The 13665-nt window shown below is 70.5% G+C and carries 12 protein-coding genes; 10 read left to right on the top strand and 2 right to left on the bottom strand.

Going from position 1 to position 13665, the window contains the following annotated elements; all coding sequences use genetic code 11:
* Nucleotides 1-113: 113 nt before the first annotated feature.
* The 5 genes from BpN12_RS32230 (at nucleotide 114) to BpN12_RS32250 (ending at nucleotide 6030) form a co-directional block, all read left to right on the top strand.
* Nucleotides 114-1973 (top strand): EAL domain-containing protein, encoded by a 1860-nt coding sequence (locus tag BpN12_RS32230; protein ID WP_246796138.1) that lies wholly within the window; start codon nucleotides 114-116, stop codon nucleotides 1971-1973.
* A 335-nt stretch (nucleotides 1974-2308) separates the two neighbouring features.
* Nucleotides 2309-3328, top strand: coding sequence for a LacI family DNA-binding transcriptional regulator (locus tag BpN12_RS32235; RefSeq protein WP_246796139.1), 1020 nt, complete (start codon nucleotides 2309-2311; stop codon nucleotides 3326-3328).
* A complete protein-coding gene (locus BpN12_RS32240) occupies nucleotides 3325-4602 on the top strand; it encodes an AGE family epimerase/isomerase (RefSeq protein ID WP_246796140.1) in 1278 nt (425 codons plus the stop codon). Before BpN12_RS32235 ends, BpN12_RS32240 begins: the two co-directional genes overlap by 4 nt.
* On the top strand, nucleotides 4602-5510 hold the full coding sequence (locus BpN12_RS32245) for a carbohydrate kinase family protein (protein WP_246796141.1): 909 nt from the start codon (nucleotides 4602-4604) through the stop codon (nucleotides 5508-5510). Before BpN12_RS32240 ends, BpN12_RS32245 begins: the two co-directional genes overlap by 1 nt.
* 298 nt (nucleotides 5511-5808) lie before the next feature.
* Entirely contained in the window at nucleotides 5809-6030 is a 222-nt protein-coding gene (locus BpN12_RS32250; RefSeq protein ID WP_246796142.1) for a hypothetical protein, read from the top strand.
* A 72-nt stretch (nucleotides 6031-6102) separates the two neighbouring features.
* On the opposite strand, the gene BpN12_RS32255 is transcribed toward BpN12_RS32250, so the two are convergent.
* Nucleotides 6103-6297 (bottom strand): DUF2905 domain-containing protein, encoded by a 195-nt coding sequence (locus BpN12_RS32255; RefSeq protein WP_042626179.1) that lies wholly within the window; start codon nucleotides 6295-6297, stop codon nucleotides 6103-6105.
* Between the two features lie 16 nt (nucleotides 6298-6313).
* The gene (locus tag BpN12_RS32260; RefSeq protein ID WP_246796143.1) at nucleotides 6314-7546 is read right to left on the bottom strand and encodes a class I SAM-dependent methyltransferase; all 1233 of its coding nucleotides are present in this window, start codon (nucleotides 7544-7546) and stop codon (nucleotides 6314-6316) included.
* A 13-nt stretch (nucleotides 7547-7559) separates the two neighbouring features.
* On the opposite strand from BpN12_RS32260, the gene BpN12_RS32265 reads away from it, so the two are divergent.
* The 5 genes from BpN12_RS32265 to glmS all read left to right on the top strand — a co-directional run bounded on the left by BpN12_RS32265 (nucleotide 7560) and on the right by glmS (nucleotide 13190).
* Nucleotides 7560-8354: an SDR family oxidoreductase gene (locus BpN12_RS32265; protein ID WP_246796144.1), complete on the top strand. Its 795-nt coding sequence runs from the start codon at nucleotides 7560-7562 to the stop codon at nucleotides 8352-8354.
* A 43-nt stretch (nucleotides 8355-8397) separates the two neighbouring features.
* Complete coding sequence (locus BpN12_RS32270; RefSeq protein WP_042626779.1) at nucleotides 8398-8802, top strand: dihydroneopterin aldolase; 405 nt, start codon at nucleotides 8398-8400, stop codon at nucleotides 8800-8802.
* Nucleotides 8799-9803 carry a tRNA 2-thiocytidine(32) synthetase TtcA gene (gene ttcA, locus BpN12_RS32275; protein ID WP_246796145.1) on the top strand — a complete coding sequence of 335 codons (1005 nt, stop codon included), beginning with the start codon at nucleotides 8799-8801 and terminating at the stop codon, nucleotides 9801-9803. Before BpN12_RS32270 ends, ttcA begins: the two co-directional genes overlap by 4 nt.
* A 131-nt stretch (nucleotides 9804-9934) precedes the next feature.
* Nucleotides 9935-11296, top strand: a complete 1362-nt coding sequence (glmU, locus tag BpN12_RS32280) for a bifunctional UDP-N-acetylglucosamine diphosphorylase/glucosamine-1-phosphate N-acetyltransferase GlmU (protein ID WP_246796146.1) — start codon at nucleotides 9935-9937, stop codon at nucleotides 11294-11296.
* A 76-nt stretch (nucleotides 11297-11372) separates the two neighbouring features.
* Entirely contained in the window at nucleotides 11373-13190 is a 1818-nt protein-coding gene (gene glmS, locus BpN12_RS32285; protein ID WP_246796147.1) for a glutamine--fructose-6-phosphate transaminase (isomerizing), read from the top strand.
* Nucleotides 13191-13665: the final 475 nt, after the last annotated feature.

The raw sequence follows: 13665 nt of genomic DNA on the forward strand, positions 1-13665 counted from the left end.
GCGCACTCGCCTGTAGCAGGGCCGGATGCGAGCGGTTCACGTCACAAAAAATTCACTGCGGCCGGGCCCACGCCGATTGTTAAATAGTGTGTCCCGTCGTCTGCTCGCCCGTCATGCCCCCGCCCGCCGCTATCGCCGTCGCCGAAACGACCCGCGTCGCCGACCTGCTCGCCGCGGGCGCGCTGAGCGCGCAATTCCAGCCGATCGTCGAGATCGCCGGCGGCGCCATCGTCGGCTACGAAGGCCTCGTGCGCGGGCCGCGCGGTTCGGCCGTCGAAATGCCGGCGGCCCTGTTCGCGCAGGCGGCCCGCGAAGGCTGCTCGCTCGAACTCGAACTCGCCGCGGCGGCCGCCTGCGTCGAGACGTTCGCGAAATCGGGCGCCGACGGCCAGCTGTTCGTCAACTTCAGCGCGCATGCGATCGTGCAGCTCGCGCGGCAGCGCGAGCGCGTGCTCGGCGCGATGCCGGCCGGGCGCATCGTGATCGAACTCACCGAGCAGCATCCGGCCAGCGACCTGCCCGGCCTGCCGTCGGCGCTGGCCGAACTGCGCGGCTCGGGCATCTCGTTCGCGCTAGACGACTACGGCACCGCCAACGCCAGCATGAGCTCGTGGGTACGGCTGCGCCCCGACATCGTCAAGATCGACCGCTTCTTCATCGACGGCATCGCCAGCGACCCGCGCAAGTTCGAGGCGGTCAAGGCGATGCAGCAATTCGCGGTGGCCACCGGCGGCCGGCTGATCGCCGAGGGCATCGAATGCGCGGCGGACCTGATCGTGGTGCGCGACCTCGGCATCGACTGCGGGCAGGGCTTCTTCCTGGGCCGGCCCGCGCCGGTGCCGGCGCTGCGCGCGGCGGCCTCGGCCCAGGACGCGCTGATCGCGCCGCACATCGCCGTGTTCCCGGGCCTCGCGCGCACCAGCGCGCTGACGCGACCGAACGCGACGATGGCCGAGAAGATGCGCGTGCCGGCGCCGGCGCTGCCGAGCCACGCCACCAACAACCAGGTGCTCGAACTGTTCCAGCGGCGCCCGGACCTGCACGCGGTGGCGGTGGTGGAAGGCGACCGGCCGATCGCGCTGATCAACCGGCGCAGCTTCATGGACCGCTACGCGCTGCCGTACCACCGCGAGGTGTTCGGCAAGCGGCCGTGCCTGCAGCTGGCCAACACCGCGCCGCTGATCGTCGACAACGCCACCACCGTCGAGCAGCTGACCTCGCTGCTCGCGAGCCACGACCAGCGCTACCTGACCGAAGGCTTCATCATCACCGACCACGGCCGCTACGCGGGGCTCGGCACCGGCGAGAGCCTGGTGCGCGCCGTCACCGAGGTGCGGGTGGAAGCCGCGCGCTACGCGAATCCGCTCACGTTCCTGCCCGGCAACATCCCGATCAGCTCGCACATCGCGCGGCTGGTGGGCAACGACGCGGCGTTCCATGCCTGCTACGTCGACCTGAACCAGTTCAAGCCGTTCAACGACCAGTACGGCTACTGGCAGGGCGACGAGGTGCTGAAGTTCGCGGCCTCGGTGCTCGCCGACGCGTGCGACCCGACCCGCGACTTCCTCGGCCACGTTGGCGGCGACGATTTCCTCGTGCTGTTCCAGAGCGACGACTGGCAAGCGCGCGCGCAACGCGCGATCCACCGCTTCGACGAGGGCGCGCAGCGCTTCTACGCGCATGCGGACCGGCTCGCGGGCGGCATCCGCGGCGAGGACCGGCGCGGCAATCCGGCGTTCTTCGGCTTCGTGACGATGGCGATCGGCTGCGTGAGCGTGCCCGGCACGCGCCGCTACCGCAGCGACGAGATCGCCTCGGTGGCCGCGCTCGCCAAGCGGCGCGCGAAACAGCGGCCGGGCCACCTGTACCTGATCGACGTGGACGAGGGCCGCGCCTGGCTGCGCGCCCACGGCGAGCAGCCGAACGCGCCCGACGCCGACGGCGGCCCGGACGGCGCGGCGCGTGACGCTTGAGCGAAGCCTGAGCGCCGGACGCGCCGCGGCGCCCTGACCACGCGGCGAGCGGGCCGGCCCCGCGCCGGCCTCCCCGCCTTCCCAGCCTTCCCAGCCTCGCCGCCCCCCGCACCATTCAGGCGCGATCGCGCCCGGCCGCCCCGACCGCCGGCGCTCAAACTCCCCTTCTTTTCGTTCTTGTTTAGCAAACGGACGATACGGATCCGCCTCGCCGTCGCCTCGGGAAAACCCCGTGAATCCGGGTATTTCCCGACTTTCCGCGCCGTCTCGCCGGTCATTTTGTCGCGATTTTTTACTATACAATCGCCAGCATTCTAAACATCGGGTCGGCAAGCATGGGCACCACCATTCGCGATGTCGCGCAGGCGGCGAACGTTTCGATCGGCACCGTTTCGCGCGCGCTGAAGAACCAGCCGGGCCTGTCCGAGGCCACCCGCGAGCGCATCGTCGCGGTGGCCGCCGAGCTCGGCTACGACCCCGCGCAGCTGCGCCCGCGGATCCGCCGGCTCACGTTCCTGCTGCACCGCCAGCACAACAACTTCGCCGCCACGCCGTTCTTCTCGCACGTGCTGCACGGCGTGGAGGAAGCCTGCCGCGAGCGCGGCATCGTGCCGGCGCTGCTGACGGTCGGCCCGACCGACGACGTGCTGCGCCAGATGCGTCCGCACGCGCCCGACGCGATCGCGGTGGCCGGCTTCATGGAGCCGGAGACGATCGACGCGCTCGCCGCCACCGGCCGCCCGCTCGTGCTGATCGACATGTGGGCGCCGGGCCTGCGCTCGGTGAACATCGACAACGGCGCCGGCGCCTCGCAGGCGATGCGGCACCTGTTCGCCACCGGCCGCCAGCGGATCGCCTTCATCGGCGGCTCGCTCGCGCACCACAGCATCTCGCAGCGCGCGCTCGGCTTTCGCCGCGCGTTCTTCGAGGCGGGCCTGCTGTTCGATCCGTCGCTGGAAGTGACGATCGACGCCGGGCTCGATCCCGACACCGGTGCCGCGCGCGCCATGGAACGGATCCTCGACGGCGGCGGCCCGCGCCCCGACGCCGTGTTCGCGTTCAACGACGCGGCCGCGCTGGCCGCGATGCGCGTCTGCCTCGCGCGCGGGCTGCGCGTGCCCGAGGACATCGCGTTCGTCGGCTTCGACGACATCCTCGGCGCCGCGCACGCGAGCCCGCCGCTCACCACGCTCGCCGTCGACAAGGAAGCGCTCGGCCGCCGCGGCGTGGAGCTGCTGCTCGCCGACGCGCCCGAGGAAACCGAAATTCGCCTGCCCGTGCGGCTGATCGAGCGCGCGAGCAGTTCCGTCGCGGCCCATGCGCCGCGCCCCCTCACCCCGGTAATCGCCTCATGACGAACCCAGCTTCGCCGACCGCGCCGGACACGCCGGCGCCGCACGTCGCCGACTTCCGCGACGCGGCCTTCCTGATGTCGCACGTCCAGCACACGCTGCGCTTCTACGCGCCGACGGTATTCGATCCGACCGGCGGCTTCTTCCACTTCTTCCGCGACGACGGCTCGATCTACGACCGCACCACGCGCCACCTCGTCAGCAGCTGCCGCTACGTCTTCAACTACGCGATGGCGTACCGGCAGTTCGGCGACCGCCAGCACCAGGACTACGCACGCCACGGCCTGCGCTTCCTGCGCGAGGCGCACTGGGATCCGGCGCACGAAGGCTACGACTGGGAACTCGAATGGCGCGACGGCCGCAAGGCCGCCACGCGCGACGCCACGCGCCACTGCTACGGGCTCGCGTTCGTGCTGCTGGCCGCCGCGCACGCGGTGATGGCCGGCATCGAGGAAGGCCGCGAGCTGGTGGGCCACACCTTCGCGCTGATGGAACGGCACTTCTGGGACGCCGAGGGCGGGCTCTACAAGGACGACGCCACGGCCGACTGGCAGGTGTCCGGCTATCGCGGCCAGAACGCCAACATGCATACGACGGAAGCGCTGCTGGCCGCCTACGAGGCCACCGGCGAGACGCGCTATCTCGACCGCGCCGAACTGGTCGCCGCGAACATCACGCAGCGCCAGGCCGCGCTCTCGCAGAACCTCGTCTGGGAGCACTACCACGCCGACTGGTCGATCGACTGGGACTACAACAAGGAAGACAGCACCAACATCTTCCGCCCGTGGGGCTTCCAGCCCGGCCACCAGACCGAGTGGGCCAAGCTGCTGCTGATCCTCGAGCGGCATCGCCCGCTCGACTGGCTGCTGCCGCGCGCGATCGAGCTGTTCGACGCCGCGTTCGCGCACGCCTGGGACAGCGAGCACGGCGGGCTCGTCTACGGCTTCGGCCCCGACTACACCGTGTGCGACCACGACAAGTATTTCTGGGTGCAGGCCGAGACCTTCGCCGCCGCCGCGCTGCTCGGCGCGCGCACCGGCAGCGAGCGCTTCTGGGACTGCTACGACGAGATCTGGCGCTACAGCTGGCAGCATTTCGTCGATCACCGCTACGGCGCCTGGTACCGCATCCTCACCTGCGACAATCGTAAGTACAGCGACGAGAAGAGCCCGGCCGGCAAGACCGACTATCACACCATGGGCGCCTGCTACGAAGTGCTGAACGCGCTGCCGGGCGCGAACGGCAACGCCGTCCCGCATCGCAAGGAGAACGCATGATGAGCGGCACGTCATTTCCGCGCTTCGTCTCGGCCGGCGACATCCTGACCGACATGGTTCGCCACGACGCCACGCAATGGACCTCGGTGCCGGGCGGCGCCGGCTGGAACGTGGCGCGCGCGGTGGCGCGGCTCGGCGTATCGAGCGCCGCGGTGGGCGCGCTCGGCCGCGACTGCTTCTCCGACGTGCTGTGGCGCGAGAGCGAGGCGGCCGGCCTCGACCTGCGCTTCCTGCAGCGCTTCGACCTGCCGCCGCTGCTCGCGGTGGTCCACGAGACGCAGCCGCCCGCCTATTTCTTCATCGGCGAGAACAGCGCCGACCTCGCGTTCGATCCGGCCGCGCTGCCGGCCGGCTGGGAAGCACCGCTCGAATGGGCGCATTTCGGCTGCATCAGCCTCGTGCGCGAGCCGCTCGCGAGCACGCTGATCGCGCTCGCGGGCACGCTGCGTGCGCAGGGCGTGAAGATCAGCTTCGACCCGAATTACCGGAACCTGATGACGGCCGCCTACCGGCCGACGCTCGAGACGATGGTGAAGCTGGCCGACCTCGTGAAGGTGTCCGACGAGGACCTGCGCCACCTGTTCGATGGCGACGAGGCCGAGGCGATCGCCACGCTGCGCGCGCTGAATCCGGCGGCCGCCGTGCTGGTCACGCGCGGCGCGCAGGCGGCCACGCTCTACGCCGACGGCCAGACGCTCGAAGCGCAGCCGCCGCGCGTCGAGGTGGCCGACACGGTCGGTGCCGGCGACGCCTCGATCGGCGGCCTGCTGGTGAGCCTGATGACGGCGCCGCAGCGCGGCTGGGGCGAGCATCTGGCGTTCGCGCTCGCGGCCGGCGCGGCGGCCTGCCGGCATACGGGCGCGCACGCGCCGACGCTCGACGAGGTCGACGCGCTGCTGGCGCGCTGAGCGGTCGTTAAAGCAGCCGCCGAGCGGTAGCCGGCGCGACGCCCGGGCGGCACGGGGAAGCGCCGGAAACGGCGGGCTTCGGCGACCGGTGGAACGCAGACCCGAAACGCGCGGGAAGAGGCGAAACGGAGCACGAAGCGACGTGCGAAGACAGGCGGGCCACGGGGCCCGGCACAACCGAAGGCGCCCGGCCGCCCGCCGCCCCGGACGGCCCCGCCGGCGCACGTCCTGCAGCCTTTCCGGCGCCGTCCCCCGCGCGATGCTAGGATGAAATCTCCCCCCTCAACGGGAGATCCTCATGGACGGTATCCGCATGACAGCCCGCGGCTATACGGCGAGAGCCTATACGCGCGCGGCAAACGGGGGCCGCTTCCGCGGCTACGTCATCCTGTCCCGCTCGGACGGCGACACGCCGGACAACACCGAGTACGAGACGCAATACGTCCGCGCCGACGAACACGAGGCGCTCGACGACGCGGAGGCGCTGGTCCGGCGCATCGTCGGCGAACTCTCGCACTGATCCCTTCCATCCGAAGCCGGTCCGCCGCCCGCGCGGCGGGCCGCCGTCGTTATCGCCCCGTCACCCCCGGCGTCACCAGAGCCGCGCGATCACCGACACGATCGCCATCACCACCAGCGTCGACATGAACGGGAACGGATAGGCGCGCGAGCCGATCCGCAGCGTCACGTCGCCGGGCAGCCGGCCCACGCCGAACTTCGACAGCCACGGCCAGGTGCGCGCCAGCACCATCACCGCGACGAAGGACACCAGCAGCCAGCGAAACATCGGATCTCCCCGGGGTTCAGAGCGCGTGCGAGCGTTCGCCGCGCGCGAAGGCGTCGAGCCCGTCGATGCCGCGGCCGAACGCGATCACCTTGAACAGCTCGCCCATCTCCGATTCGGAGATCAGCTTCTGCACCGCGTTCGCGGCCGGCAGGAAGCGCGCGGCGTCGGACGGATCGATTTCGGCCAGCACCTCGGTGATGCCGGCGTTCAGCAGGAAGCGGCCCTGCGAGGTGTAGCCGAGCAGTTCGGCGCCGGCCGCCACGCCGGCCGCGTGGATCCCCGAGAACTCGACGTGCGCCGTGATGTCCTGCAGCCCCGGCCAGACGAACGGATCGCCATGCGCGCGGTGCCGGTAATGGCACATCAGCGTGCCCTCGGCGCGCTGCGGGTGGTAGTACTCGCCGGCCGGGAAACCGTAGTCGATGAAGAACGCCGCGCCGCGCGCGAGCATCGTGCAGACGGTGTGCGTGAATGCGCGCGCGGCCTCGTGGGTCTCGGTCAGGTAGCCGCCCGGCAGGTCGAGCGCATCGAGCGTGTCGATCACGTCCGGCGCGCCCGCCGCGAGCGGCCGGTCCTCGAACACGAACGCGCGCGTGGCGGCATCGACGGCCACGCCGCGCTCGCGCCAGCCGGCGGCTGGGGCGCCGGCGGCCCCCTCGCCCGGCTCGTCGGCGCGCAGCACCAGCCGCACCGGCATCGCGTCGAGCACCTCGTTGCCGATCACCACGCCCTCGAAGCGCTCGGGCAGCACGTCGAGCCACTGCACGCGCGCCGCGAGCGCGTCCGGCAACTCGGCCGCGAGCGTCGCGCGCTGGCGCTCGCGCAGCTCGCCCGACAGCTCGACGATCTGGTAGCGCTCGGGCGCGGCGCCGAGCGCGTCGAGCGCGGCCAGCAGCCCCGCCGCGAGCCGCCCGGTGCCGGCGCCGAACTCCATCACGCGCCGCGTGCCGCTCGCGCCGAGCGCCTCGGCCACCGGCCGCGCGAGCGTGTGGGCGAACAGCGGCGAGAGCTCCGGCGCCGTCACGAAATCGCTGCCGTCGTCGCCGCGCCGGCCGAACTTGCGCGCGCCGCCGCTGTAATAGCCGAGGCCCGGCGCGTACAGCGCGCGCTCCATGAAGCGCGAGAACGGCATCCATCCGCCCGTCGCCGCGATCTCGGCACGCAGCGACGCGGCCAGCGTTTCGGACTGCGCGAGCGCGTCCGGGCCGGGAACGGGTAAACTAGCGGGTTCGTGAGCTTTCGGGTTCATCCCGGCATTGTAAATGACCGAATCCGCCGCAACGCCCACCGCCGCGCCCGCCGGCGCCGTGCTCTCCGGCGTGCGCATCGTGCTGATCACGGGCGCCGCGCCCGCCGCCGGCCCGGCCGGGACCGGCGCCGCGCTGGCGCGCGCGTTCGCGCGGCGCGGCTGGGACGTCGCGCTGGCGGTGGACGCCGAGGCGGCCCGGCCCGGCGCCGAGGCGCTGGCCGCCGAACTGGCCATGCTCGGCCGCCGCGCGGCGGTGCTGGTGGCCGACCTCGCCACGGAAGCGGGCGCCATGGCGCTGGTGCCGGCCTGCACGGCCGCGCTCGGCCGGCCCGGCTGCGTGGTCTGCCACGGCGATCCGGCCCCGGCCGACGACGCGCTGAGCGCCGGCCACGCGTCGCTGGCCGCCGCGTTCGCGCGGCTGGTCGCGGCCCCGGTCGTGCTCGGCCGCGCGCTCGCGGCCGCCACGCCGGAGGCCGCGCGCGAGAACGAACGGCTGCGGGCGGTCCTGATACACGTGCTCGACGACGCGCTGTACCATCCGGCGCCGGAGCGGCTCTCGCAGGCGCTGGCGCAGGCCGCGCTGCATCGCGCCACCACCGCGCAGGCGCTGGCGCTGGCGCCGAAGGTGCGCGTGGCGGGCCTGGTGCGCGGGCGCGCGCCGCACGCCGACGAATTCGCCGAGGCCGCCTGCTATCTGGCCGAGGCCCCGGGCGTGACCGGCGCGACGCTGACCGTGGACGGCGGCGAGCATCTCGCGCCGCCGGCCGGCGACAGCCGGGCCACGTCGGCGCTGGCCGGCCAACCCTGACTCGCGTGCCAGCACGCCAACCTGCAACCTGATTGGAATGACCATGTTTTCCGCCCTCCTGCACCCCAGGCTCGCCGACTGCCGCAGACTCTATCTGCGCGACCACGAGGTCTCCATGCGTATCGGCGCGTTCGAGCACGAGAAGCGCGGCGAACAGCGCGTGGTCGTCAACATCGACGTGTTCGTGCCGCTGGCGCTGACCACCCCGGTGGCCGACAAGCTGCGCGAGGTGATCGACTACGATCTGATGAAACAGGCCGTCGCCCATTGCGTGGCGAGCGGCCATATCCACCTGCAGGAAACGCTGGTCGACTCGATCGCCGCGCGCCTGCTCGCGCACCCTGCCGTGCGCGCGGTGCGCGTCTCCACCGAGAAACCGGACGCCTACCCCGATTGCGACGCAGTGGGCGTCGAAGTCTTCCGCATCAAGGACGAGGAGCGCGCATGACCGCCCCCCATACCCCCGAACACGCCGAGGCCGCGCCGGCCGTCGAGGCCAACGTCGCCGAACTCGGCCGTCGCGCGCTCACGCGCCGCGAGCAGAAGGAAGCCTACGAGAACAACAAGCTGTTCAAGCGGCTCGCGCGCCAGGTCGGCCAGGCGATCGGCGACTACAACATGATCGAGGACGGCGACAAGGTGATGGTCTGCCTGTCGGGCGGCAAGGACAGCTACGCGATGCTGGAAATCCTGCTGCGCCTGCGCGAGCGCGCGCCGATCGATTTCGAGATCGTCGCCGTCAACCTCGACCAGAAGCAGCCCGGCTTCCCCGAGCACGTCCTGCCCGAGTACCTGACGCAGATCGGCGTGCCGTTCCACATCGAGAACCAGGACACCTACAGCATCGTCAAGCGGCTGGTGCCCGAGGGCAAGACCACCTGCTCGCTGTGCTCGCGGCTGCGCCGCGGCATCCTCTACCGCGTGGCGGGCGAACTCGGCGCCACCAAGATCGCGCTCGGCCACCATCGCGACGACATCCTGCAGACGCTGCTGCTGAACCTGTTCTACGGCGGCAAGCTCAAGGGCATGCCGCCCAAGCTGCAGTCCGATGACGGCAAGAACATCGTGATCCGCCCGCTCGCCTACGTGAAGGAAGTCGATCTCGAGAAGTACGCCGAGCTGCGCGAATTCCCGATCATCCCGTGCAACCTGTGCGGCAGCCAGCCGAACCTGAAGCGCGCCGAGATGAAGGCGCTGATCCGCGACTGGGACAAGCGCTTCCCGGGCCGCGTCGACAACATGTTCAGCGCGCTCGCCAACGTCGTGCCCTCGCACCTGATGGACACCGGGCTGTTCCCGTTCGCCGGGCTGCGCGCCACCGGCCACGCCGACCCGGCCGGCGACATCGCGTTCGACGAGGAACCGTGCGGCACCGATGCGCCGGACGCCGCCGGCGTCCCCGGCGGCGGCGCCAAGCCGATCTCGATCGTCCAGTTCGACGATCTGTAACAATCCCTCACGATTACCCGAAACGCCCGCCCGGCGGGCGTTTCGGCCGGAAAATCGGCGCCGCCCGGCGCCATCGGCGCGTACCCTGCATGCTAGAATTCGGCACCTCGAACTCTTCCCAAGCTGGCGCCATGAATATCGTGATTTTGGCGGCAGGCACCGGCAAGCGCATGCGATCGGCGCTGCCGAAGGTGCTTCATCCGCTGGCCGGCAAGCCGCTGCTCTCCCACGTTCTCGATACCGCTCGCACGCTCGCGCCGTCGCGCCTCGTGGTGGTGGTCGGCCATGGCGCCGAGGCCGTGCAGGCCGCGGTGGCCGCGCCCGACGTGCAGTTCGCGCGGCAGGAGCAGCAGCTCGGCACCGGCCACGCGGTGCGGCAGGCACTGCCCCTGCTCGATCCGGCCCAGCCCACGCTGGTGCTGTACGGCGACGTACCGCTCACGCGCGCCAGCACGCTGAAGCGGCTCGTCGAGGCCGCCACCGACGCGCGCTACGGCATCCTGACCGTCACGCTGGACGATCCGACCGGCTACGGGCGCATCGTGCGCGACGCCGCCGGCGGCGTCACGCGCATCGTCGAGCAGAAGGACGCCTCGCCCGAGCAGCTGCGCATCGCCGAGATCAACACCGGCATCGTCGTCACGCCCACCGCCCAGCTCGCGATGTGGCTCGGCGCGCTCGGCAACGACAACGCGCAGGGCGAGTACTACCTGACTGACGTGGTCGAGCAGGCCATCGAGGCCGGCTTCGAGGTCGTCACGACCCAGCCCGACGAGGAATGGGAAACGCTCGGCGTGAACAGCAAGGCGCAGCTCGCCGAACTCGAACGGATCCACCAGCGCAATCTCGCCGATCAACTGCTCGTCGATGGCGTGACGCTCGCCGACCCGGCCCGCATCGACATCCGCGGCTCGCTCGTCTGCGGACGCGACGTGTCGATCGACGTGAACTGCGTGTTCGAGGGCGCCGTGGAGCTGGCCGACGGCGTGACGATCGGCGCGAACTGCGTGATCCGCGGCACCAGGATCGGCGCCGGCACGCGCATCGACGCGTTCTCGCACCTCGAAGGCGCGCAGGTCGGCGCGCAGGCCGTGGTCGGGCCGTATGCGCGGCTGCGCCCCGGCGCGGCGCTGGCCGACGAATCGCACGTCGGCAACTTCGTCGAGGTGAAGAACGCCGTGCTCGGCCACGGCTCGAAGGCCAACCACCTCAGCTACATCGGCGACGCCGACATCGGCGCGCGCGTGAACATCGGCGCCGGCACCATCACCTGCAACTACGACGGCGCGAACAAGTCCCGCACCGTGATCGAGGACGACGTGTTCGTCGGCTCCGACACGCAGCTCGTCGCGCCGGTGCGGGTGGGCAGCGGCGTGACGATCGCCGCCGGCACCACGGTGTGGAAGGACGTGGCGAGCGGCCAGCTCGTGCTCAACGACAAGAAGCAGACCGAGAAGGCCGGCTACGTGCGGCCGACCAAGAAGAAGGGCTGAACGGTTCCGGCGGCTCAAACCAGTTTCGGAAGGCGCACCTGAGTGGCGCCTTCCTCATTTCGGAGGATCGATCGCCATGTGCGGCATTGTCGGCGCAGTTGCGCAACGTAATATCGTTCCGGTGCTGATCGAAGGTCTGCGCCGCCTGGAGTACCGCGGGTACGACTCGTGCGGCGTGGCCGTGCTCGAAGGCGGCGCGCCCAAGCGCGCGCGCAGCGTCTCGCGCGTGGCCGATCTCGACGCGCAGGTGCGCGAGACCGGGCTCGAGGGCATGACCGGCATCTCGCATACGCGCTGGGCCACGCACGGCGCGCCCGTCACTCACAACGCGCATCCGATCTTCTCGCGCGATACGGTGGCGCTCGTCCACAATGGCATCATCGAGAACTACGAGACGCTGCGCGAAGGGCTGCGCGCGAAGGGCTACGAGTTCGTGTCGCAGACCGACACCGAGGTCATCGCCCACCTCGTCCACAGCCTCTATCGCGGCGACCTGTTCGCCGCCGTGCGCGAGGCCGTGGCACAGCTGCACGGCGCCTACGCGATCGCCGTGATCCACAAGGACCAGCCCAACACCGTGGTGGGCGCGCGGCAGGGTTCGCCGCTCGTGGTCGGCTTCGGCGACGGCGAGAACTTCCTCGCCTCCGACGCGCTCGCGCTGGCCGGCAGCACCGACCGCTTCACGTTCCTCGAGGAAGGCGACGTCTGCGAACTGTCGCTCGACGGCGTGAAGATCGTCGACCGCAGCGGCTCGCGCGCGGAGCGCGAGGTACGCACCGTGAGCGCCTACGGCGGCGCCGTCGAACTGGGCCCGTATCGCCACTTCATGCAGAAGGAAATCTTCGAGCAGCCGCGCGCGATCGCCGACACGATCCCGCCCGTCGAAGGCTTCGACGCCTCGCTGTTCGGCGAGGGCGCGGCCGAGACGTTCGCCGACATCGACAGCCTGCTGATCCTCGCCTGCGGCACCAGCTACTACTCGGGCATGACCGCCAAGTACTGGCTCGAATCGATCGCGAAGATCCCCACCCAGGTGGAGATCGCGAGCGAGTACCGCTACCGCGACTCGGTGCCGAACCCGCGCGCGCTGGTGGTGGTGATCTCGCAGTCGGGCGAGACCGCCGACACGCTCGCCGCGCTCAAGCACGCGCAGTCGCTGGGCCACCAGCGCACGCTGGCCGTCTGCAACGTGGCGACCAGCGCGATGGTGCGCCAGACCGGGCTGCAGTTCCTGACGCGCGCCGGCACCGAGATCGGCGTGGCGTCGACCAAGGCGTTCACCACCCAGCTGGTCGCGCTGTTCCTGCTCGCCGCCACGCTCGGCAAGGTGCGCGGGCACGTGGACGCGACCCGCGAGGCCGACTACATCCGCCAGCTGCGCCACCTGCCGGCCGCGCTGAACAGCGTGCTGGCGCTGGAGCCGCAGATCATCGCGTGGTCGGAGGAGTTCTCGCGCAAGGAAAACGCGCTGTTCCTCGGTCGCGGGCTGCATTACCCGATCGCGCTGGAAGGCGCGCTGAAGCTGAAGGAGATTTCGTACATCCACGCGGAAGCGTATCCGGCGGGCGAGCTGAAGCACGGGCCGCTCGCGCTGGTGACGGAGGCGATGCCGGTGGTGACGGTGGCGCCGAACGACACGCTGCTGGAGAAGCTGAAGTCGAACATGCAGGAAGTGCGCGCGCGCGGCGGCGAACTGTATGTGTTTGCCGATGCGGACACGCATATCGTCAACGACGACGGGCTGCATGTGATCCGGATGCCGGAGCATTACGGCGCGCTGTCGCCGATTCTGCACGTGGTGCCGCTGCAGTTGCTGGCGTATCACACGGCCTGTGCGCGGGGGACGGATGTGGACAAGCCGCGGAATCTGGCGAAGTCGGTGACGGTGGAGTGAGTTGAGGGAGCGACGTCCCCCCGCCTTGGAAATTCGGATTAGAAGTCGTTACACAGTTCTGCATTTGCCGCTGGAGAAGTCGTTACACGCTTCTAATCGATTGAATTTGCAAGGTAAACACTTCTAATTCGAAACCTGAAATCGCCCGCTTTTGAAGGAAAAATCCCGGAAAAGGTGTACGCGAATGGATCTCTGGAACGGGCAGACCGGGGCCTCGGCCATGGTCTCTCGCTCCCAGCATCCTACCGCCGTATTCCCTGCCTTCCCCCGCGCAGCACCGTTTCCGCCCAGCAACCGCCCTCCGCCCAGTAGCCCGGCCGACGCCTTCCTGTCCTCGCTGCATCGCGTCCTGCCGGTCTAATCACTTCAACCGCCCACACCGACGTCTACGCTCCTACAAGACGGCCTCCTCGGCGCGTTGCTCCTGCCTCCATTTGAGGCGACCTGCCCATCCTTGGGACAGCACCATCACACC

The sequence above is a fragment of the Burkholderia perseverans genome, from assembly GCF_022870505.1.
GTDB classification, from domain to species: domain Bacteria; phylum Pseudomonadota; class Gammaproteobacteria; order Burkholderiales; family Burkholderiaceae; genus Burkholderia; species Burkholderia plantarii.